Source organism: Catenovulum maritimum, from assembly GCF_001050375.1.
Taxonomy (GTDB): domain Bacteria; phylum Pseudomonadota; class Gammaproteobacteria; order Enterobacterales; family Alteromonadaceae; genus Catenovulum; species Catenovulum maritimum.
The window spans coordinates 20,538-43,157 of record NZ_KQ130484.1 but is presented as its reverse complement, the minus strand read 5'-3'; the positions used below and the strand labels follow the sequence as shown (position 1 = coordinate 43,157).

The window sequence follows — 22,620 nt, the reverse complement described above, 5'->3', positions numbered from 1 at the left end:
AAAAGAATTGATTTAGGCCGCCCACAAAAAGCGACCTCAGCAACCAACTAAACTGGAAAAGCAGGTGCAATAACCTAAACTTATCAAACAAACCTTTTAATGAAATATATTTCTCCTCTTTCAACTTGGAGTTGCGGTATGCAGAACAATAAAGTTTTTGATGAAAGCATAATGCACTCTTTAATTGGAGAAGAGCCTGAGCTTATCTCTGAATACCAGCTTGAGTTTTATAAGCAGTCAATTACTACGCTTAAAGAAATCGCGCTACTTTTTAACAAAAAAGATTTTCAAGCCCTAAAAGAATCAGCCCACTTTTTAAAAACTTCAGCCAAAGCAATTGGTGCTATGCGATGTGCTTCAACACTACAAGCATTAGAAGACACAGCCCGAGAAGCCAACAAGCAAGAGTCATATCGCTTAATAATGCAATTAAAAACAGATATAACCGATTTCAAACAAATACTGAGTAAGATATGAAACAGGGAAATTCAATTGCAAGTCGCCATCCGACCGTACTTTTTCTTCACGAACACAACACTCCCACAGGAGCAGTTAATATTGCCAGCGAGTTTATAGAAGAGTTTCGGGTGTTTAAGATGCCAACTGATGCGATTAATGCAGTAAGGGACTGTAAGCCGAAAATCATTTTACTTGAAACAGATATGCTTGAAGACTCTGTAAAATTTTATATCAAGCTAATCAAACAACATAAATTGTTAAATTACCCTCACTTTGTCATTTTAATTTGCTCAAAAAATGAAGTTCAAGCTGCCCACTCATTATGTGCTCAAGGCGCATTTTTTGATTACTTTGTTTCCCGCCCTATCTACCAAAAATTCCGCTTAATATCTATTTTAAATAGAGCATGCAAAAAAATAAATGCAGCGGATAAACTAATTAGTATAAACGATTCACATTGCCAATTATTAAACGGAAATTTAACCCAATTAATTCAAGACATCCAAGCAACTCATAACCAGATAACCGAACCTTTATCAGATAAATTAATTGCACCGTCTGAGAGGCATGATTCTAAAGCAAATACCGTAGAGCAACTCAAAGCAATCATTACGCCTTTAGTCAATGAGTTTGGTGATGAGCTAAAGGACAAACTTAATCAAGCTCTAAGCCAACTGAACTCAATTCAATCAAATATCCTCGAGCACACCCAAGATATTAATGAAACATTAAACGAAAACATGCAGCAAGTTGATGTAGATGATTTATTAACCTTAACTCAAAAAGAAATCAGTAGAATTACAGAAATAGAAGAAGACGTTTTAGCACAAAAGTTAACAGCCGAAACGAGCGATGACCTGTTATTTTCGGATCAAGTCGAACCCGAAGAGTTAAACAAAATAACAAAAATACTGCTCGTTGAGGACAATCACATATATAGAGATATGGTTAAAAGAATATTGCAATCATCTGATTACTCCGTAGATGTTGCAGCTGATGGGCTAGAGGCAATTTATAAAATAAAAAAAACCAAATATGATTTAGTTTTAATGGACTTATTTATGCCCAAATTAGATGGTTTAAACGCCACGAAACAATTCAGAAAATTCAGTGGAAAGAAAGACTTACCAATCATAGCGTTAACCGGAAATAAAGATAAAGAAATTGTACACAAGTGGGCATCTGCAGGGATAAATGCCTACATAATGAAACCGTCTAATAAAGAGAAAATTTTAAAAACTGTTAAAAATTGCCTTGTAAAGCACTATCAATAACTAGAAGGAATTGTGATGTCATTTTCAAATCAAACTAAATGTCAACAACTTGCAACTAGTGCTGGTTTGGGAATATGGGAATACAAAATTGAATCAGGTAGTGCAAACTTCTCAGCTACATTTAAACAATTAATAAAACTTAGCAACTCAGAAGCACTCACATGGCATCAGTTTAAAAATATAATACATAGCGATGATAGAGAAATTTTCGATGCTTTTTTTGATAGCCACATCGCCTCTAACACCCCATTAGAGTTAGAACTAAGGTTAGTTGTTGATGGAAAAGCCTGCTGGTACAAATTAAGGGGTTATAAACAAAGTGGGGATAGTCCATACCATGGTTTGGTCTTGGGCTACATTGTTGATTATGGTTTAGAAAAAGAAATTCTAAACGAACTTGGTAAAACAATGGAAGCAAAGGAGCTTGCCCTGTCAGCGGGTAAAATAGGAACTTGGTCCGCAGTCCCTATTAACGAAAACGAATGGCGATGGCACTGGGATACAAGAGCCAATAAAATATTTAAATTAGAGCCAAGTGATATTGGAAATATACAAACTTGGATAGATACTCTGCATACAGAAGATAAAGACAGAGTTGTTAATGCGCTAACCTTGAGCTTAACTAAAGGCATAGATTTTGAAGAATCTTACCGCGCTGTTTTAAAAAATGATGAATTAATATACGTTTATGCGAAAGGTGTGTGTAAAAGAAAAGGTCACGGTAAAATTGTCTCTATCGACGGTATCTGTATAGAGCAGACTCAAGAATACGCTATCCAGAATGAACTAAGAAAGCTAAATACAGAACTGGAAGCAAGAGTCAAAGACAGAACAAAGCAATTAGAACAAGCATGTCTACAAGCCGAGCAGGCAAGTCAAACAAAATCAGATTTTTTGTCCATGATGAGTCATGAATTACGTACACCAATGAATGCCATAATTGGCTCTCTCGATTTACTTAACCAAAGTCAACTAGATTACGAATCCCAAGACTTAATAGAAACAGCTGTCACATCCGCAAACAACCTAGTTTATATTTTAAATGATATTTTAGATTTGAATAAAATCGAAGCGGGGAAAATGGAATTAGAAATTGTTCCTTTTTCAATTTCTGAAATCATAGATAATGTAATTAAAGTTTTTTTGCCCGAAACAGCTAAGAAAGGCATTATTTTAGACGTTCGTGAAGATCCAAAAATTCCGTTATTAGTGGATGGCGATCCAGTCAGAATTCGTCAAATTTTATTCAACTTAATCGGCAATGCAATTAAATTTACCGAAACGACAGATTCCACATTAGGAAAAGTGGTATTGGATGCAAGAATACTATCTGTGGAAGGCAGTATTTTTCTAGTTAGCTTTTCAATAAAAGACAACGGAATTGGCATAGATAAAGCCACGCAGAAAAAATTATTTTCACCTTTTATACAAGCCGAACGATCTACGACCCGAAAGTATGGTGGCACTGGCCTAGGACTCGCAATTTGTGGCAAGTTAACAGACATTATGGGGGGCGCCATTCATCTAGAGAGTGAACTAGATCTTGGTTCAACCTTTACTTTAGAGCTCCCGTTATGGAAAACAAATGAATACGACAAAGTCCCTAGGTTTAAACAAGCAAGTTTTTACTTGGTTAATCTAAATCCTTATTTAAACAAACTAGAAAATAGACTAGGCCTGTACATAGAAGCGGAAGGCGGAGATGTTCGTCATACTAGTTATGATGATTTAATGAAAAACTTAGCAAATACGGGCGACTTAGCAACAATTATTTTGCTGGCGGGTGAAGTGTTAGAGTTCGAAAGCGAGATAAGTAATTTAAATCAATTGGCTAAAAAAAATAACCGTAAACTTTTGCTGATAATAGATAAAACTCAAAAAACCTTAGCAAAACAAAAATTTTCCAATTTAGACATCATTCCAATAAAACCAGCGACCAGAGCTCAACTTATCTCTTCAATAGAAAAATCTTTAGTCAAAATAAACTCTGGATATGAAGAAATTGATTTAGAAGAATTCGATTTAGGTTTAGATTTAGATACGGAATTACTTAATCCTACACCGAGTAAATCTGAGCAACAGAACAATGAGATAGTCAATGACGTCACTGATATTTTAATTGTTGAGGACAACCCACTTAACCAAAAATTAATTGCCAAACAAATGGAAAAAATAGGCTTTAGTTACAAAATAGCAAATGATGGTATTGAAGGACTAAACATTTGGCAGCAATATAAATTTAAACTAATTTTGACTGACTGTCATATGCCAAACTTAAATGGCTATGAAATGACTTCAAAAATACGAGAAATAGAGCTAGAAGCTAACCAAGCTCAGATTCCAATTGTAGCTCTAACTGGTGCAGCTATGACTGGGGAAAAAAGCCATTGTCTGTCTATTGGCATGAATGGCTTTTTAAGCAAGCCGGTGCAAATGAAAGAGCTAGAAAGCACATTAAATCAGTGGCTAAAATAAGCTAGCTTGATTAGCCTCCAACTTAGCCTTTTCTACAGGAAATAAAGTGTTATGCGCAGGGTAATACCCCAAGCTTTGTTCAAGCATACTCAACCAAAGGCGAGTTAAATCATGAAGGTAAGCATTATCTGCAGTATGAATGAATAGATACGGTTTTTTGCCTTGTTCCAACCATAACTTAAAATGCTTTAACCAAGGTTGAATAAAAGCTCGATTTGCTTCTATATTTGTTTGCCCAACATAGCGCACTATGGGTTGATTAGCCGTTGATAATACATGAACTGGCACCTTAGGCTTTTTCAGTTGAGCATCTTTTATGGCTTCGGTCGAGGGGACTTGCGAATGTACAGGCCGAGTATCCATCATAATACGATCAACTTGGTACTGTATTAACAACTGGTTTAAATCTTTTTCTTCTTGCTGCTTATTAAAAAAATCTAAATGCCTAACTTCAACCGAAAAATTGACCTTGCGCGAATTCAACTCAAGAAATTTTGAAAGTGAAACAAGTTGGTTTGCCGAAAAATAAGGTGGTAATTGGATCTGTATTGTCGCGAGTTTGCCTGTTGCTATAATTGGTCCTAATAAATTTAAAAAACTATCAACTTCACTTTGGCAGTTAATTAACTGTAATTCATGAGTGATTTTCTGAGGTAATTTAAAACAAAATTTAAAATTATCCGCTGTTGAATCTGCCCAATTTTGTACTGTCTCAAGCTTAGGTAAAGCATAAAAAGTCGTGTTACCTTCTACGCTAGTATAGAAATTAGAATAATTTTCTAAGTGGTCTTTTGTACTCGTACCAGCAGCAAAAAAAACGTTTTGCCATTTAGTATGGGTCCACATAGGACAGCCTATGTGGATTGGAGGAGTTTCTTGCAACATTGACTAGATTATTTATCTTGGTGAACACCTGATTCAATTAACACTTGAGCAAGTTCAACAACGCCAACTTCGATGTTTTCTTGTTCATCAGCCCAATCTAGCCCGATTAAAACATTTTCATTAGCAAACTCTTCCACCCAAAAATCAACATATTCAGTTAAAGAGATAGGTGTTGGCGTATAGTCAGACCACTCGTCAGTACAAGTCGCTCTCGCATTATCCGCGCTACTCCAAAGCAAAAATACATCGTGCTCTGCTTTAGTTGCAGATTCAATTACCAGCCAATCTTCTTCATTACCAGCAGTTAATGCCCATAACACTTTAGAATCTTTAATTTTTTCGACAAATTGTTCCATTGAAGAAGTAGTCATAGTTTATCTCTATATTTAACTTTGGAAATGAGTTTTGATCATACAGCTCAAGTTACTAGAGTTACAAGCGATTTAAGAAAAGACACAGATCATCATATATTAACGGCTTCGATATGTAATAGCCCTGCCCCATATCACTGCCCAGTGACTTTAATAAGTTGTATTGCTCTAAAGTCTCTATTCCTTCTGCTATGGTTTTTAACCCTAAACTGTGTGACAAGCTGATAATAGCATCAATAATTTTAATATTTTTCGGGTTGAGGTTATTAATGAAACTCTGATCTATTTTAACCAAATCTATTGGGTATTGAGTTAAGTAGCTCAATGAGCTGTATCCAGTTCCAAAATCATCTATGGCGGTACTAGCACCAATATCTCGCCAATAATTTAGTTTTTTCGCTTGCTCAGTATGGTTATCTGACAACAAACTTTCTGTGATTTCAACGGTAAGCCAATTAGCAGGAATGCCGCTTTCTTCCACTAAGACCTCTAACTTTTTAATGTTCTGTTTACTACCACTAAATTCACGCACCGAACGGTTAATCGCAATACTGAAGTCCTGCAGGTAATGAGCATTAATTACTTTGATATCCCGCAGCGCCATTGTCGCAATTTGCTCACCGACTTCTTCAATCAAACCAAAATCTTCAGCAATGCCAATAAACTCTATCGGCGAAATTTGTTCATCTAAAATAGAAGAGTACCAACGAGCTAGCACCTCAAATTTAACCACTTTTCCTGTAGATAGCTCAAAAATAGGCTGGTATGCGTTATAAAGTTCATTATTTTCAATCCCATATATTAAGGCTTCTTTTAGTTGTATACGCCGAGCAGATTTTTCCGCTAATTTTTTAGTAAAAAACTGATATTGGCTACGTCCCAAAGCTTTAGAAAAATACATAGCTTGATCGGCTAAAGATAACAACTCATCTATTTCTTTACTATCAGTTGGGAATAGGGCGATACCGACACTAGCACTAATATGTAATTTTAAATTATCTAAAAATATAGGTTCCTGCATGACTTTAATGATAGCTTGCGCGACATGCTCGGCACCTTTAGCGCTATTAATTTCATTCGCTAAAATAACAAACTCATCACCACTAAAACGGGAAACCGTATCACTTTTTCTTACCGTTTGTTTTAAGCGCTTAGCAGCTTCAACTAACACTTTATCGCCTATATGGTGGCCATAGGTATCATTAATTGATTTAAACATGTCCAAATCTATAAATAACACTGCAAATTCAGTGTTATGTCTCAACGAATATTTTATTGAGTTGTTTAGTCTGTCGTGAAGTAAAGTCCGATTGGGCAAATCAGTTAAAGCATCAAAATTAGCTTGATGCTTAATAAACTCCTCCTGCTTTTTCTGAAAACTAATGTCTGAAAATATAGCAACTCGATTGAGCAACTCTCCATTCTCATCAAAAATTGTATCTATCGTTAGCCATTCTGGATATATCTCCCCGTTTTTTCTACGGTTCCATATTTCACCTTGCCAAGTGCCTGTCTCATTTAGAGATTCCCACATATTTTGATAAAAATCGACGTCATGCTTATTAGAAGATAACAAGCTAGGGTTCTTCCCTTGTATCTCCCCTAAACTATATCCGGTGATATCTTCAAAAGCTTTATTAACTCGGATTATTTGGTTTTTAGCATTAGATACCATGACAGCTTCGGTTGTATGATCAAAAACATTTTGCGCTAACTCTAACGCTTTAGCTTGGATCTTTCTTGTCGTAATATCTTGTATAACACCTGTTGCTCTAATGTGATTGCCATCATCATCTTTTTCAACGCTTCCCATGGCTCGAATCCATTTCATCTGACCATTAATTAATTTAATCCTGTGGGTAAAATCAAACGAGTCAGCATTATCAAAGTTAACGGCCTGCTTAACCTTATCGATATCCCGCTCATCGACCAAGGTTAAATAATGCTTTATTTCTGGAGTAAGTCGCTTTGGGTAATTTAAGATTTTATATAAGCCTTCAGACCAAGTACTTTTTTGTTTTTCATAATTAAATTGCCATGATCCTAACTGCGCTATCTCTTCAGCTTTTTCGAGTAAATGATAAGAGCGATTAATGATTTTTTGAGCTTTATGCTCACGGCTAATATCTCTTAATATGGAAGAAAAAAATTCAATATTCCCTTTGCTATTTTTATGGCACACCAAAGTATGCGATGTATCAACTATTCCAAGAGGTGTATGAAATGAAGACTTCCCCTGCCACTTGCCTGTTTTAATTGCGGTAGGAATTCCTTCATTTTGCAAGACTAATTTAGTTTGCTCAGTTGCATGCTCTGATACATTAGTATCTTTTAAATTTTTATCGATATAATTTAATAACCTCCTGCCTGCTGGATTTAAATACTCGATAACCCCTTGAGTATTTGAAATTGCAATTGCGTCGGAAGTCTTATCTATAATCGAAATTAAGCGCTCATTAGTCGATATATATTCCAACTGTGAACTAATATCTCGAATAACGCAAAGATAAACATCCCCCAACATGTGAATTGTCACTTCAACATCAAGCAAGCTTCCGCTTTTAACTAATAATTTAGCTGTAAATCGACATCCACCTGTTAAATTGGAGGTTTGTTCGTACTTAACCAGGCCTCCTGAATCAAGTAGTTGTTGCAACTCCATTTTCAATAACGCTTCAGCGTTATGTCCGGTGAACAAAGCTGCACTTAAATTGCTTTCAATTATTAGCCCGGTATCAGGATTAACTAAAAACAATGCATCGTTAGATTTATGGAAATAATCTTCAGCTAATTTGCTAAATAAAATTTTAGACAAGTTAGTTCCTTTAAAGCTTCAATTTTTCATTAAGTTTAGTCGAGTCCTATCATTTTGCTGCCTGGATAAACCAATATTTAATATTTTAATGATGAGCTAGATAGCGTAAAATAGTCGGCTATTTTACGATCAAGTTTAGGTGGTTATTGTGTCTTCTATTGGTACTTTATACGTTGTATCTGCTCCCAGTGGTGCTGGGAAATCAAGCTTAATTAAGGCTTATTTAGCTCAAAGCGATCACGCTCTGGCTTCTGTATCGGTTTCACATACCACTCGTAACCCAAGACCTGGTGAAGAAAATGGCGTTCATTATCATTTTGTCGACCAAGCAAAATTCAAAAGCATGATAGCTGACGATGATTTTTTCGAGTGGGCTGAAGTTTTTGGTAATTATTACGGGACGTCTAAAGCCGCAATTGAAAACACGCTAGCTCAAGGTATAGATGTATTTTTAGATATTGATTGGCAAGGCGCCAGACAAGTCAAAAAGCTAAAACCTGAAACTCAAACCATATTTATTGCACCACCGTCACAACAAGAACTATTAAGCCGGCTTCAAAAAAGAGGTCAAGATAGTGAAGAAGTCATTGCCAAACGCATGGCTGAAGCACAATCTGAAATTTCTCATTATAATGAATTTGATTATATTATCGTCAACGATAACTTTAATCAGGCGGTACAAGAATTTTCCGCGATTTTAACAGCAAACCGTTGCAAACAAGCTGCTCAGGCACAAAGACATCAAGCCTTGTTTAATGATTTACTAGGTTAACCCCTCTAAATTTTAAAGAAATCAGCATAAACTGGAAAAAGTTATCGCCTTTGTATGCTGATCTCTTGGATTAATTGCGATCATAAAGTAAACTAATCAATCTTTTTTCAATAAAAATTTTAGCGGAGTAAAGATGGCTCGCGTAACCGTAGAAGATGCAGTAGAAAAAGTAGGCAACCGCTTTGATTTAATCTTAGTTGCTGCTCGTCGTGCACGTCAAATTGCAACTGGTGGTAAAGATCCACTGGTTGAGTTAGAAAATGACAAACCAACCGTTTTAGCATTACGTGAAATTGAAGCTGAATTAATCAGTTCAGATATCATGGATGCGCAAGAACGTAGAGAAACAGCTGAGCAAGAAGCAGCAGAAATTGCAGCAGTAGCAGCTTTCTCACAAGGCCAAGTACACGAGTAAAACATATCTATGTTTTGCTAAACCAGCTTAATTACTCAAACGCTTAATGCTAGTCGAGTCATTAAGCTGGTAGTTTGTTTGGCTAAATAGCCAATTATAAAACAAACATATTTAACATCTGCTCAACCTGAGTAATGTAAACAAGCTACACTTATACCTACCTAGTTGAATATTTCATCAATTGACACTAATAATAAATTAAAGCTTTATTTGTTCGCGTGTCTCTGTTATTCAATAGGCATAAACTCAAAAACTTTTTTATTTGTTAACTTTCAATCGCAGGTTTTAATTAGTGGAATTATTTCAAGATTTAGGTGAACTCGCTGCTGCATACTTACCTCAGGAGCAAGTTGATTTAATTCGTCAAGCTTACCAAGTCGCACGAGATGCCCATGAAGGTCAATTCCGCAGTAGTGGTGAGCCTTATATTACGCATCCAGTAGCTGTAACTCGGATCTTAGCGCACATGCACTTAGATCATGAAACCTTATGTGCAGCACTTTTACACGATACGATAGAAGACACCCCTGTAACGAAAGATGAATTAGCCGAAACCTTTGGCGCTGTCATAGCTGATTTAGTTGAAGGTGTTAGTAAACTAGATAAAATCCACTTTAACAGTAAAAAAGAAGCCCAAGCCGAAAATTTTAGAAAAATGATTATGGCTATGGTGCAAGATATTCGAGTTATTTTAATTAAATTAGCAGATAGAACGCACAACATGCGGACGCTAGACTCGCTAAGGCCGGATAAACGCAGAAGAATAGCGACTGAAACATTAGAGATTTATGCGCCTATCGCCCATAGACTCGGTATTCATGATGCCAAAAATGAATTAGAGAATTTAGGCTTTAAAGCCATGTATCCTATGCGATACAGAGCACTTGGTGCCGCAGTAAAAAGCGCCAGGGGCCACAGAAAAGATATCATAGAAAAAATCGGCCGCGAAATTCGTCAAAGAATCAGTGAAACCAATATTGAATGTGTCGTAAAAGGCCGAGAAAAACATCTTTATAGCATATATAAAAAGATGAAAAATAAAGAGCTGATGTTCAACGACGTAATGGATATTTACGCGTTCAGAATCACAGTTAAAGATTGGGATACCTGTTACCGCACTTTAGGTGTGGTACATAATTTATATAAACCAATCGATAATAGATTTAAAGATTACATAGCTATGCCTAGGCTGAATGGTTATCAATCTTTACATACTTCATTAATTGGCCCGCATGGTATTCCGTTAGAGATCCAAATTCGCACCCATGAGATGGAGCTAACAGCTGACAGAGGTGTCGCTGCACACTGGATTTATAAATCAGGTTCAGATAGCCAAGGCACAACAGCACAAGTTAGAGCTCAAAAATGGATGAATAGTCTATTAGATCTACAACAGAGTGCGGGTAATTCGTTTGAATTTATTGAAAACGTAAAATCTGATTTATTCCCAGAAGAAATCTATTTATTCACCCCTAAAGGTAAAATTATTGAGTTACCTAAAGGTGCAACACCTGTCGATTTTGCTTTTGCGTTACATACAGATGTTGGTTTCAGCTGTGTCGGAGCAACCGTCGACAAAAAACCGCATCCGTTAAATCAGCCACTTGAAAGCGGCCAAACCGTAAAAATTGTCACAGCAAAAGCAGCAAGACCAAATGCAAATTGGCTCAATTTTGTCATTACGCCGAGAGCTAGACTTAGAATCAGAAACTACCTGAAAAACTTAAAAGGTGAAGAATCTGTTGATCTCGGTAAACGCTTGTTAAAAGTTGCTCTGGGCGATCATGAATTAAATGATATTCCAGATGAGAATATTGAAGCCGTTTTAGCTGAAACAAAGTTAAAAACCCTGCATCAGTTATTGGCTGAGATTGGTCTAGGTAATTTAATGAGCATAGTTATTGCGCGTAAGTTACTTAAGCATGAAGACGATAAAAATGAATACCCTAGCGATTTAAAAGTCTCGATTAGAGGCGCTGAAGGCATGTTAATCTCATATGGGAAATGCTGCCGACCAATCCCGGGTGACGAGATTATTGGCCATGTTAGCCCTGGAAAAGGCATCATAGTCCATATAGAAAACTGTCGAAATATTAGAGATCATAACGATGAGCCTTCTAAATATTTTGCAGTTAGCTGGGATAATTCGCCTGATGAAGAATTTTCTTGTGCGCTCAGAATCGATCTTCACAATGTACACGGTGCTTTAGCCAAAGTAACTAGTGCGGTCGCTAAGATGGGCTCAAATATCCAAAGTTTAAATTCCGAAGAAAAAGACAGTTATTTATACACAGTTGATTTAATTCTAACGGTCAATGACAGAATTCATTTAGCCCAAATAATGAAAAAAGTACGTCATATTCCAGAAGTTCAACGTGTTTTCCGTCGTAAATAAGTTTTAATTAAATATAATTTGAAGGTTTAATAATGACTAAGCAAATCATTTCTACTGATAAAGCGCCAGCGGCTATCGGTACATATAGCCAAGCAGTTAAAGTTGGTTCAACTGTTTACCTATCAGGTCAAATCCCACTAGTAGCAGAAACTATGGAATTGGTATCAACTGGTTTCGTTGATGAAGCTCATCAGGTATTTAAAAATTTGACCGCTGTCTGTGAAGCTGCCGGTGGTAACTTGAATGATTTAGTAAAAGTGAATATTTACTTACTTGATCTGGCTAACTTTGCTCAAGTAAATGAAGTTATGTCACAATACTTTGACCAGCCTTATCCGGCACGTGCGGCTATTGGTATTAGCCAATTACCAAAAGGTGCACAAATCGAGATTGATGGGGTAATGGAACTACCTATGTAACCTTAAGGTTACAGCATATTTAATTTAAGGCAGCTTTGGCTGCCTTATTGTTTTTAATAACTAACCTGAACTCGGGATAATAAATTAGCTAACAATTTGAAATACATCTACTTTTGATATTTCATCTATTCTAGCTCGATGTTTTTTCTTAGTACAAGGCGAATTTGAACGCCAATAGCGAGCCTATTGCAATCAAATTTAACGCAGTCATAAGGAAAATAGCAGCTAGAAAGCAAGTTGTTATCCCAAGTTCAGGTTAACTAGCATCGCGAATATTCCCATGACTCCAGAAAGACTTGCCCGCATAAACCAAACACTTGATAACCGCCAACCCGATCTAACGATATGTTTAGAAGCCGTGCATAAAACACACAATTTATCAGCCATAGTTCGCACTGCAGATGCGGTAGGCGTTCACGATGTTCATGCTGTACTTGTTCAAGGTTATCAAAGAATGTCTTCTGGGACTGCCTTAGGGAGTCAAAATTGGGTGAATGTCCATATGCATTCAAATATTGAAGAAGCGGTTAGCCAAATGAAAGCACAAAAAATGCAAGTTTTGGCAACGCACCTTTCAAGCAAAGCAGTTGATTTTAGAGAAATTGATTACACCAAACCGACAGCTATCTTAATGGGGCAAGAAAAATTTGGTATCACGCCTGAAGCACTAGAACTGGCCGATCACCATATTGTTATTCCTATGGTTGGCATGGTGCAATCATTAAATGTATCTGTAGCTGGCGCAACTATACTTTATGAAGCACAAAGGCAGCGTCAACTCGCAGGCATGTATGGACAGAACAAGCTATCTGCCGCAGAAAGACACAAAATATTATTTGAAGGTGGTCACCCTATTTATGCTGAAGCCTGTAAACGAAAAGGCTTAGCTTATCCACCACTGGACGAAGAAGGCCAACTTGTCGCAAGCGATGAGTGGTGGGAGAAAATGAGAATGTCAGATAAAGCTTGGAAAGCCCTTCAAGCAAAAAATGCAGAGTAATACCATGGATTTGAAAATTTTTGCGACCATTTTTGCAACTGTCTTTATCGCAGAATTAGGCGATAAAACTCAATTATCAACTATGTTATTTGCTGCAGATAAAGATGTCAGTAAGTGGACTGTGTTTTTTGCTGCGGCTGCAGCTTTGATAGTGGCCACTGCAATTGGGGTATTAGCCGGTAGCTTATTATCTGAATATATAAATGAAAAAATATTAAACTACATCGCTGGCGCTGGCTTTATTATTATTGGCTGTTATACCCTCTACACAGCTTAGTTGAATAAAAGAAAAACAAGCCTTTCAAGACAGAAATGAAAGGCTATTTAACCTTAACTCTGGACAAGAAATCATCTAATTCCATGAAGTTTTGATATGATTTAATTTTTATTTCTTGAAAGGCATTTTTCTTAGAACCAAGTGAATTCAATCCAGTTATCAAGAAAAATCCCTCTCAGTAAAACTGGTTATTTTCCTAGCATACGCTTAAGCGTTCTATCTTTAGAAACAAAGTGATGTTTTAACGCACCAAGGATATGGAAGATAATAACCGCCATAATGACCTTACCAAAAATCTCATGAATTTCATGTGCTATGCCGCCAATTTCTCTTGAGTTTTCAATTTCTGGTAGACTAAATAAACCAAAAAAGCTCACTTCATATCCACCCGCTTCACTCATAACATAACCGGATAATGGCATAACCAGTATGCTAGCGAGCAGGATAATATGTACTATCTTTGAAACCCGCTTTTCCCAATTAAGTACGCCATCCACATGTGAAGGAAAACCTTGAATGATACGCCACGCAATCCGCCATAAGCCTAAAAATAAAACCAGCACTCCAACAGACTTATGCAAGCCTATCATTTCAAATTTATCCGGGCCTCTTGGCATATCTTCGACAACTAAGCCAAATATCAACATACCTATCATTAATAAAGCTAACGTCCAATGATTAATGATAGATATTCTACCGAAACTAGTTTGACTGTCTTTCCACATAATTGCCCCCTAAAAATTATTCTAATTCAGTTAGATACGTGTATATTTATACTATATAGCTCAATTATTACAACATTATCATGCTCGAGTTATACTTTTACATTTGGATTTTTTATTTTTAGTCTTAATTTTTACCTTCTGGTTTATGATTAAACCTTTCATTTAACCAAGCTGAAACCCTTTGATATGTTTCTTGGTCAGGTCTTTTAACCCCGTCTTTATCTTTAGGTGGCATTTCATTATTCGCAAGCGCGAGCGACACCTCATGCCAAACAAATGGATAGTCATTTAAATGTCCATCTAATTTACTTTGTAAGTCCAACTTACCTTTTTTATCTATCGGGTTATGGCAATCGATACAATATTCACTAACAACTTTATGTAAAACCGTATCCTGAATAGGGTATGGAGGCGCATTCTCTAATGGATTATTCGCTTGCTCATTACAGCCAGTCAAAAATAAGATAGCGACAATTAAACCGCTGGATGAAACTTTGCTCATAGTTTACTTTTTCCATTTTGTGTACCACAAAGGTAGTCATTTTCAAATATAGATTTTACGCTAACTAACTCTAATACCATAAGCTTGATTCAAAAAATCGTTTTTAACGTTAAACTCCACACTTTTTGCACATTGTCTGGCTATTTTTAGGTTAGAGTTAACTCTGAGATTCTGTTAGGTAAAATCCATGGTTTTAAAAATTCGTCACAAACTCTTTATCGCAATTGGCTTAAGCAATATTTTAGTTGTCGCTCTCATATTTATTGGTATGAGTTGGATTTTCAATCTCACATTTAATGAATATATCAAACAGAGCCACCAGCAAAATTTAACCCCGTTAATTCAACTACTCACAGAGCGGTATCAAGCTGAACATAGTTGGCAGTGGTTAGAAAATAATCCAAGGGCTTGGCGAGGCTTATTAGCAGAAGGAAACAGAGTTAGAAACCAAGCTGAGCCAAACAGAGGTGATCTTAGAGGTCCTCGCCCTCCACGAGATGCGACAGAGCCAAGAAATCCAAGGCAATCTAGGAAAGCTCGAAATTTACTCCTACTTAAAGACACTAAGGGTAAACTCATCATAGGTAACGAGATACCTAAATATGAAAGAAGTAAATTTCAGTGGTTAGAGCTCAAAACCCCAAACAATCAAATTATCGGCTATTTAGGTTTTCATAACCCTACCAAATTATATTCAGACGCCAATAATACTTTTGCCACTAGCTTAATGACTAAATCAGGTGAAATTGCATTAGCGATTTTAATTCTAGCTTTGGCTATTGCGCTGCCTGTATCTCGGTACTTAGTGACACCAATAAATAAACTACAACAAGCGATGAAAAGGCTAACATCTGGTGACTTTAAGAACATAGAGACACTGCCAATCAGCGGCAGAGATGAGTTAGCCGATTTAGCTGCTAGCTTCAATATTTTAGCCATGACATTACAGAAAAATTTAAACGCAAGACAACAGTGGATTGCTGATATATCTCATGAATTAAGAACGCCAATGGCCATTTTACGCTCAGAGTTAGAAGCCTTAGAAGATGAAATCATTCCATTGGATAAGCAAGCAGTGCAATCACTGCATAGTGAAATACTCAGGTTATCCGCTCTAATTGATGATTTGTACCAACTGTCTTCCTCCGATATAGGCGCACTCAATTATCACAGAACATCGTTAAACCTAACCAGCCTACTCGAAGACATAAAGCAGCAATATACATTAGAACTAAAAGACAAAGATTTAAGCTTTAATCTAGTATCTGAAGATACCGAAGCCATGGTTTTTGGAGATGAAAATAGGCTACTACAGCTGTTTAGAAACTTAATGAATAATTCAATCAATTACACCCACAAACCCGGTTTAATCGATTGTACGCTGAAACTAATTTCAAATAACCAACTACAAATCACTTGGCAAGACTCTTCTCCAGGAGTAACGGATCAAGAATTAGAAAAACTGACTAAGCCACTTTATCGCAGTGAAAGTACTCGAAATTTACAATTAAATGGCTCAGGTTTAGGCTTATCTCTATGTCAAAGAATTACTCAAGCACATCAGGGGACTTTGAAAATAAATCATAGTAAACTAGGTGGTATACAAATAATAATAACGCTGCCTGTGAGCTATGACAGTGACTACTCAAGCAAAAATTTTAATCGTTGAAGACGAAATCAAACTAGCCAATGTACTGGCTAAATATTTTGAGCAAATGGGTTATCAAGTAGAACTCATCCACCATGGTGCTCAAGTAATGGGCTATTTTAGCTCGAATCACGTAGACTTAATTATTTTAGATCTTGGCTTACCTGGTCAAGACGGTCTATCACTGTGTAAAGCAATACGCGCTCAATCAGAAGTGCCTATCATGATGACAACCGCCCGTGTTGAGGAAATTGACAGGCTATTAGGCTTAGAACTAGGTGCTGACGATTACATTTGTAAACCCTATAGTCCACGGGAAGTGTGCGCCAGAGCCAAAGCAGTTCTTAGAAGAGTGCAGCCAAGTACAAATAACGAAACATCACATCACTGGCATTTAAACGAAAACCAGTTAAGCGTTAGCTTTGCTCAGGTTGAAGTTCAACTCACCGCTGTCGAGTTTGGCTTATTAGCCACTATGGTTGCTAAACCGAACCGTATATTTTCTCGCGATAGTCTAATGCATGCAGCCTACTCTGACGACAGAATCGTCAGCCACCGCACAATTGATAGTCATATCAAAAAATTGAGAAAAAAATTAGAACAACTGCCAACATCAGAAAACAAACTACACTCAGTATATGGTGTCGGCTACAAATACGGTATTTAGCAATAAGTACCAAGAAATATGATCTTGAACATATTTTAGGCTAGTTTAAATTGGCAGTGTTGTAAAAACATACTAATTTAAGGATACAAAATATGACAAGTAGCATAGATTCAATTGAAATCCTCGGGCCTAATTTTTCTAATTTCGTCAGATCTGTCATGCTAGTTTGTGAGAAAAAACAGATCCCCTACACGACAGGAATGATATTTAATAAAGAGGAAATAAAACTCAAAAGTGAAGCTCATTTAAAACTTCATCCCTTCGGTAAAGTTCCCGTGATTAAACATAATGACATTACTTTATATGAGACAGCTCCTATTTTGCGCTATTTAGATGCCATAGCTTCAACGCCAAAAATACAACCAGAAGGTCTAGTCGAGCAAGCCAAATGCGATCAACTTTGTGCTGCTATTTCGATTTATATCGATAAAGCGATTTTAAGAGATGTATTAATTGAGTTTGCTTTTCCTAAAGGCGAAAATGCCAGTGTAAGATTAGATAGAGTTGAACAAAAAATGCCTGCAGCGATAGATGCACTAACCATAATGAGTAATCAGCTCGGTTCAAAACCATTTTTACTCGGAGATACATTTACTCTAGCCGATGCTTTATTGGTACCTATATTAGATTACACAGATAGAATTTTAATCGCTCAAAATGCACTAGGTGATTTTCCGAATTTGGTTAACTACCTAAACAATATAAGAGCAACCCCTGAAGGTAAAAAAGTGCTCACACAGCCAGAGTTAAGCTTTTAATCAGTTCACTAAAATGAAAATAGGAGTAAGCATGTGCATCTATGTTTACTTCTCAAACCCTAGCCTTACGCCAAAGTATAAAGTAAAAAATGCCAGCCCCGAACAAGCCAGTGTAAATACAAAATTTGTGTAAATTAACCACTGAAATTAAATTTAACATAGGATTGATTAGGCTGAATGGATAAAAAGGCTGAACATCTCCGTGCATAATTCCATCGAGCACAACGTGACTATAACAACCAACAAAAGCACTTAAAAATGCAACTCGCCATGAAATTTTTATAGGCTGTGACTTTTTTGATATACCTATGATGAGTAAGCCCACTTCTGATAAGTATTTACCCGACAATGCCGCCAAAATAGCTAAAAGGCTCCCGCCGACAAATGTATGAGAGAAGCCATGCAAGTGTCCATGTCCCTGAACCAAAACCCGCAAAGGCTGGATATCCATAACGATTTGTGACCAGCCAAAAACCATTAAACTAAAACTAGTTTGCAAAATAGCTTTAATGAAAATCCCTGTTCCCATATGAAATGGCGTAAATGGCATAAAGTCCCTAACAATCCAAATTTGAGCTAAACAAGCTTAAATGTATAACAAATACGTTACTATTATATTAGAGCCTAAGATTTTACTGTCTTAAAAGTTTTCTTAAACCAGCGATTCAACATAGAAAACTCATATTTATAATTATCTAAACTCGGCGGCAAAATAACTTGATCATGCATTGCCATATTTTTAAGGTATTCTTCACCGGATTGGATCACTCGCTTATCCGAACCAATTAATTCATAGTTAAACTTAATTCTTGGGATATAAGGCGTTTTAATCACCCTCATATCAGATAAGGGGCCAGTTCTCAGTCTAACTTCGCCGGCTAAGTCTAAGTCGGTAACAGTCAGCTTTAAAGTTTGATCATCTGGTAATTTTTGAGCTAAGCGATTTAGAAAGGTTTCAAATTGCTCGAATGTGTAACTCTGAAAATCCTCATCTGACTCATAAAGGCTAGCCTTTACATCAATATAATCTTCAGGATTTTGCCACTTAAGACTAAGTTTGGCAGCAAATAAGTTAGCAGAACTTAAAAGTAGTAAAACGCTAACGATACTTTTACTCAGGTTTTTCATCTTTTTTTCTCCTACCTTTTGTTTCTTTAGTGATAAAAGCACTTGGTATGATATCAACACCAACCATGCGAGCTAATTTAACTAAAATAGGAATAGTAATAGGTGCAAAAGGCAACACAGCAAATATACCTAAACCTATCCCCTTTAAAACATCTAAAAATTGTTCGTTCGCTATCGCCAGCTCTTCTTTAGTCGCCTGCCCACTGGCATGTCTGCGATAAATGGCGAGCATTTCTTTTGTCTCAGCTTTTTCCTGCAACAAGGCTAGTTTAAGCCTTAGCATTGTCCGTCGAAATTTAATTCGACTCGAACGTCGATTAATTCGAATGACCCGAAACGGGGCTTTATGAAGATAACGAACCGCTTTCATTAACAGTTAATTTTAGCCTAAGTATAGTGAACTAATTTCAGTCTATCTTAAACTGAAGCAGATGGGCAGAAGTGTATGTTTAAATATTGTAAATTGTGCGTGCCGACGCACAATCTCAGCGAGTAATATACCCAACCTATCGGCTGGGTATATTATGCGAAAGTTATTCGAAATAGTTCAAATTACAAACAAAGATAAACAAGCTCTAGTGCGCTTCTTCCCAATTATCGCCAATACCAGCTTCGACTAGCAATGGCACAGATAATTCCACTGAGTTTTGCATTATTTGACAAATTTCCTTGCTTGCTTGCTCGGCAAAATCTGCTTTAACCTCAAATACTAATTCATCGTGCACTTGCATTATCATTTGAATTTGCCCTTCCGTTTTAGTTTCTATCCATTTAGCAACATCCAACATGGCGCATTTAATAATATCGGCCGCAGTACCTTGCATTGGTGCGTTAATAGCAGCACGCTCGGCCGCTTTTCTCACAGCACCATTACGAGCTTTAATATCAGGTAGATTTAGCCTTCTGCCTTTTATGGTTTCAACATAACCATCTTCAGCTGCATTCGCTCGCGTTTCTTCCATGTAGGTGAGTACGCCTGGATATCGCTCAAAATATAAATCCATATACTTTTGAGCTTCATTTCGAGGAATATTAAGCTGTTTAGCGAGTCCAAAAGCAGACATGCCATAGATTAAACCAAAGTTAATTGCTTTAGCACTTCGTCTTTGGTCCGAAGTGACCATGTCTAATTCAACCCCGAATACTTCAGCTGCTGTCGCCTTATGAATATCTAACCCTTGTGAGAAAGCTTTTAATAAACCTTCATCTTTAGATAGATGCGCCATAATTCTTAACTCAATTTGAGAATAATCGGCAGCTAAAATTTTATAACCTTGATTCGCAATAAAAGCTTTACGAACTTTGCGCCCCTCCTCATTACGAATCGGAATGTTTTGCAGGTTAGGATCCGTAGAAGACAACCTCCCCGTCGCGGTGACAGCTTGGTGATAAGAGGTATGAACTCGTCCCGTTTTTGAGCTCACCATTAAAGGTAATTTATCCGTATAAGTCGATTTAAGCTTTGCTAAACCTCTATATTCAATAATCACTTTAGGCAAAGGATAATCGAGAGCTAACTCTTGTAAAACTTCTTCAGCGGTTGAAGGTGCTCCTTTTGGCGTCTTCTTTATAATCGGGTGATTGAGCTTTTCAAACAAGATAGCTTGAAGCTGTTTAGTTGAGCTTAAGTTAAACTTTTCGCCAGCGATTTCGTAAGCTTGATTTTCTAATTCTGACAGTCGAATTAATATATCTTGGCTCTGTTGTGATAGCTGGTGAATATCAATTAATACACCGTTTTGCTCTATTTTCGATAAGACTGAAATTAAAGGCACTTCAATATCTTGATAAACACTGACTAAATCATCGCTAGTAGATAATTTTTCCCACAAGGTATTATGTAGCTGTAGCGTAATGTCGGCGTCTTCTGCTGCATACGGTGCCGCTGTTTCCAATGGGATTTGATTAAAGGTTAGCTGCTTTGAGCCTTTACCTGCAATTTCTTCAAATGAAATATTTTTATGGCCTAGGTATTTAAGCGCTAAGCTGTCCATATCGTGGCGAGTGCCTACACTACTCAATACATAAGACTCCAGCATAGAGTCATGCTTGATACCTGTTAGGTTAATATCGTAGTTAAATAATACATGCTTATCATATTTTAAATTTTGACCAACGATTGCTTTGTTTGGATCTTCTAGCAGTGGTTTAAGCTTGGCTAATACCCAATCTCTGTCTAATTGCTTAGGTGCATCAGGATAATCATGCGCAACAGGGACATAGGCTGCTTTATTTTCTTCAATAGCAAACGAAACCCCAACGATCTCAGCTTTCATGTAATCGAGAGAAGTCGTTTCTGTATCAAAAGCAATTAATTCTGCTGCATTCAGTTGTTTTAACCAAGCTTCAAACTCAGCTTGGTCTAAAATACAAGTGTATTCCTTTTCAACCTTATCAGCCGCTTCTGGGTTTATTGTTTCAGCGGTTTCATCTAGTTTATTTTCTGGTGCAGAATCACCTTGCTTTATCACTTCAGCAAGCCAACGTTTAAATTCTAGTTCTGTGTATAGTTCTGCTAGTAACTTGTAGTCAGGAGCGGAAATACTAAATTCGTCACCTGATAAGGCAATCTCTACGTCTGTTTTTATCGTAGCAAGCTGATAAGAAAGCTCGGCTTTGTCTTTATTATCAATCAATTTTTGCGGCATAGTTTTAGAACCTCGGAAAGAGAGCTCTAAAACTTTTTGTGGATCTTGATATAGCTGCTCTATACTGCCAATACCCTGCAGCATAGCCAATGCGGTTTTTTCACCGACACCCGGTAAACCTGGGATATTATCAACCTTGTCACCCATTAAGGCTAAGTAATCTATGATTAGCTCAGGTGGAATACCAAATTTTTCTTTAACACCTTCAACATCCAAGACTGTATCTGTCATGGTATTAATCAGGGTAACATGAGGATTAACCAGTTGAGCCATATCTTTATCGCCCGTACTGATTAGGACATGTCTCCCCTTAGCACTTTCATTTTTTGCAATCGTGCCAATAACATCGTCCGCTTCTACCCCTTCAATCGAAATAAGCGGTAACCCAAGCGCTTTAATGACTTTATGTAAAGGCGCAATTTGACCTCTTAATTCATCAGGCATTGGTGGACGGTTAGCTTTATATTCAGCATACATATCATTGCGGAAAGTTTTACCTTTAGCATCGAATATGACGATCATCTGTGTAGGATTGAAACGCGTGATTAAGCTGCGCAGCATATTAACAACACCGTAAACAGCTCCGGTTGGTTCACCTTTAGAGTTTGTTAAATGCGGTGGCGAATGAAAAGCTCTGAATAAATAAGAAGATCCATCAACAAGAATCAGGGGGTTTTCAGGTATTGTCGCCATTAATATGCCTATTATTATGCAAAAAAAAATATTATACCCAATCTGCCTAAAGATGCGAGTAAGCGTAGGTGGCGGTTATAGGCTTTTGTTTAAAATAAACTCGTTTACTTTGTGTGTAAGTGGGCTGTAAATTTTAGGCATGAAAAGCCTACAGTTAAAAAACCGCATAAGCTGTGGATAAGTTTGTTGAAAAGATTTTTGAAAATAAATGAATAAATTTAGAAATTAACTTTAAGTTATTGTTTTTAAATTGATTTTATTATTTATTGTTATTTTATTCCCTTATTGTAAACA

At 36.8% G+C, this 22,620-nt stretch carries 21 protein-coding genes; 12 read left to right on the top strand and 9 right to left on the bottom strand.

The features are described from left to right. Positions 1 to 138: 138 nt before the first annotated feature. The 3 genes from XM47_RS04375 to XM47_RS04365 are packed head-to-tail and all read left to right on the top strand — an operon-like array spanning position 139 to position 4,208. Positions 139 to 477, top strand: a complete 339-nt coding sequence (locus XM47_RS04375) for an Hpt domain-containing protein (protein ID WP_048690201.1) — start codon at positions 139 to 141, stop codon at positions 475 to 477. Beyond that, entirely contained in the window at positions 474 to 1,733 is a 1,260-nt protein-coding gene (locus XM47_RS04370; protein ID WP_048690200.1) for a response regulator, read from the top strand. Before XM47_RS04375 ends, XM47_RS04370 begins: the two co-directional genes overlap by 4 nt. A gap of 15 nt (positions 1,734 to 1,748) precedes the next feature. After that, complete coding sequence (locus XM47_RS04365) at positions 1,749 to 4,208, top strand: PAS domain-containing hybrid sensor histidine kinase/response regulator (protein WP_048690198.1); 2,460 nt, start codon at positions 1,749 to 1,751, stop codon at positions 4,206 to 4,208. On the opposite strand, the gene XM47_RS04360 is transcribed toward XM47_RS04365, so the two are convergent. From XM47_RS04360 to XM47_RS04350, 3 genes are all read right to left on the bottom strand, one after another. Next, a complete protein-coding gene (locus XM47_RS04360; RefSeq protein ID WP_078061838.1) occupies positions 4,200 to 5,054 on the bottom strand; it encodes a DUF72 domain-containing protein in 855 nt (284 codons plus the stop codon). The genes XM47_RS04365 and XM47_RS04360 overlap by 9 nt on opposite strands. 47 nt (positions 5,055 to 5,101) lie before the next feature. Further along, entirely contained in the window at positions 5,102 to 5,464 is a 363-nt protein-coding gene (locus XM47_RS04355) for a DUF2750 domain-containing protein (RefSeq protein WP_048690197.1), read from the bottom strand. A 61-nt stretch (positions 5,465 to 5,525) separates the two neighbouring features. After that, positions 5,526 to 8,279, bottom strand: coding sequence for a sensor domain-containing protein (locus XM47_RS04350; protein ID WP_048690195.1), 2,754 nt, complete (start codon positions 8,277 to 8,279; stop codon positions 5,526 to 5,528). A 145-nt stretch (positions 8,280 to 8,424) separates the two neighbouring features. Between XM47_RS04350 and gmk the strand changes: the two genes are divergently transcribed. From gmk to XM47_RS04320, 6 genes are all read left to right on the top strand, one after another. Then, positions 8,425 to 9,051, top strand: coding sequence for a guanylate kinase (gene gmk / locus XM47_RS04345; protein ID WP_149865457.1), 627 nt, complete (start codon positions 8,425 to 8,427; stop codon positions 9,049 to 9,051). A 133-nt stretch (positions 9,052 to 9,184) separates the two neighbouring features. Then, the gene (rpoZ, locus tag XM47_RS04340; RefSeq protein ID WP_048690192.1) at positions 9,185 to 9,466 is read left to right on the top strand and encodes a DNA-directed RNA polymerase subunit omega; all 282 of its coding nucleotides are present in this window, start codon (positions 9,185 to 9,187) and stop codon (positions 9,464 to 9,466) included. 292 nt (positions 9,467 to 9,758) lie between these two features. Next, the gene (gene spoT / locus XM47_RS04335) at positions 9,759 to 11,861 is read left to right on the top strand and encodes a bifunctional GTP diphosphokinase/guanosine-3',5'-bis pyrophosphate 3'-pyrophosphohydrolase (protein ID WP_048690191.1); all 2,103 of its coding nucleotides are present in this window, start codon (positions 9,759 to 9,761) and stop codon (positions 11,859 to 11,861) included. 32 nt (positions 11,862 to 11,893) lie between these two features. After that, a complete protein-coding gene (locus tag XM47_RS04330) occupies positions 11,894 to 12,280 on the top strand; it encodes a RidA family protein (RefSeq protein WP_048690189.1) in 387 nt (128 codons plus the stop codon). Between the two features lie 280 nt (positions 12,281 to 12,560). Then, on the top strand, positions 12,561 to 13,280 hold the full coding sequence (gene trmH / locus XM47_RS04325) for a tRNA (guanosine(18)-2'-O)-methyltransferase TrmH (RefSeq protein WP_048690187.1): 720 nt from the start codon (positions 12,561 to 12,563) through the stop codon (positions 13,278 to 13,280). Positions 13,281 to 13,284: 4 nt separating this feature from the next. Then, positions 13,285 to 13,557, top strand: coding sequence for a TMEM165/GDT1 family protein (locus tag XM47_RS04320; RefSeq protein ID WP_048690516.1), 273 nt, complete (start codon positions 13,285 to 13,287; stop codon positions 13,555 to 13,557). 188 nt (positions 13,558 to 13,745) lie between these two features. Here XM47_RS04320 and XM47_RS04315 read toward each other — a convergent pair whose 3' ends face one another. Together XM47_RS04315 and XM47_RS04310 are read right to left on the bottom strand one after the other, a co-directional pair. Next, positions 13,746 to 14,282, bottom strand: coding sequence for a cytochrome b (locus XM47_RS04315; protein ID WP_048690183.1), 537 nt, complete (start codon positions 14,280 to 14,282; stop codon positions 13,746 to 13,748). Positions 14,283 to 14,406: 124 nt separating this feature from the next. Continuing rightward, positions 14,407 to 14,784, bottom strand: a complete 378-nt coding sequence (locus tag XM47_RS04310) for a c-type cytochrome domain-containing protein (RefSeq protein ID WP_048690182.1) — start codon at positions 14,782 to 14,784, stop codon at positions 14,407 to 14,409. Positions 14,785 to 14,971: 187 nt separating this feature from the next. Here XM47_RS04310 and XM47_RS04305 point away from each other — a divergent pair, with 187 nt between their 5' ends. From XM47_RS04305 to XM47_RS04295, 3 genes are all read left to right on the top strand, one after another. Next, a complete protein-coding gene (locus XM47_RS04305) occupies positions 14,972 to 16,453 on the top strand; it encodes an ATP-binding protein (RefSeq protein WP_048690180.1) in 1,482 nt (493 codons plus the stop codon). Next, complete coding sequence (locus XM47_RS04300) at positions 16,416 to 17,099, top strand: response regulator (RefSeq protein ID WP_048690178.1); 684 nt, start codon at positions 16,416 to 16,418, stop codon at positions 17,097 to 17,099. The genes XM47_RS04305 and XM47_RS04300 overlap by 38 nt, the downstream gene beginning before the upstream one ends. Positions 17,100 to 17,191: 92 nt before the next feature. Then, entirely contained in the window at positions 17,192 to 17,857 is a 666-nt protein-coding gene (locus XM47_RS04295) for a glutathione S-transferase family protein (protein WP_048690176.1), read from the top strand. A gap of 52 nt (positions 17,858 to 17,909) precedes the next feature. Here the strand turns inward: XM47_RS04295 and XM47_RS04290 are convergent, their stop codons facing one another. The 4 genes from XM47_RS04290 to polA all read right to left on the bottom strand — a co-directional run bounded on the left by XM47_RS04290 (position 17,910) and on the right by polA (position 22,326). Then, positions 17,910 to 18,407 (bottom strand): metal-dependent hydrolase, encoded by a 498-nt coding sequence (locus XM47_RS04290; RefSeq protein WP_048690175.1) that lies wholly within the window; start codon positions 18,405 to 18,407, stop codon positions 17,910 to 17,912. A gap of 74 nt (positions 18,408 to 18,481) precedes the next feature. Continuing rightward, the gene (locus XM47_RS04285; RefSeq protein WP_048690173.1) at positions 18,482 to 18,985 is read right to left on the bottom strand and encodes a DUF3016 domain-containing protein; all 504 of its coding nucleotides are present in this window, start codon (positions 18,983 to 18,985) and stop codon (positions 18,482 to 18,484) included. Beyond that, positions 18,969 to 19,355, bottom strand: coding sequence for a hypothetical protein (locus tag XM47_RS04280; protein ID WP_048690171.1), 387 nt, complete (start codon positions 19,353 to 19,355; stop codon positions 18,969 to 18,971). Before XM47_RS04280 ends, XM47_RS04285 begins: the two co-directional genes overlap by 17 nt. Positions 19,356 to 19,560: 205 nt before the next feature. Further along, positions 19,561 to 22,326, bottom strand: a complete 2,766-nt coding sequence (gene polA, locus XM47_RS04275; RefSeq protein WP_048690170.1) for a DNA polymerase I — start codon at positions 22,324 to 22,326, stop codon at positions 19,561 to 19,563. Positions 22,327 to 22,620 lie beyond the last annotated feature (294 nt).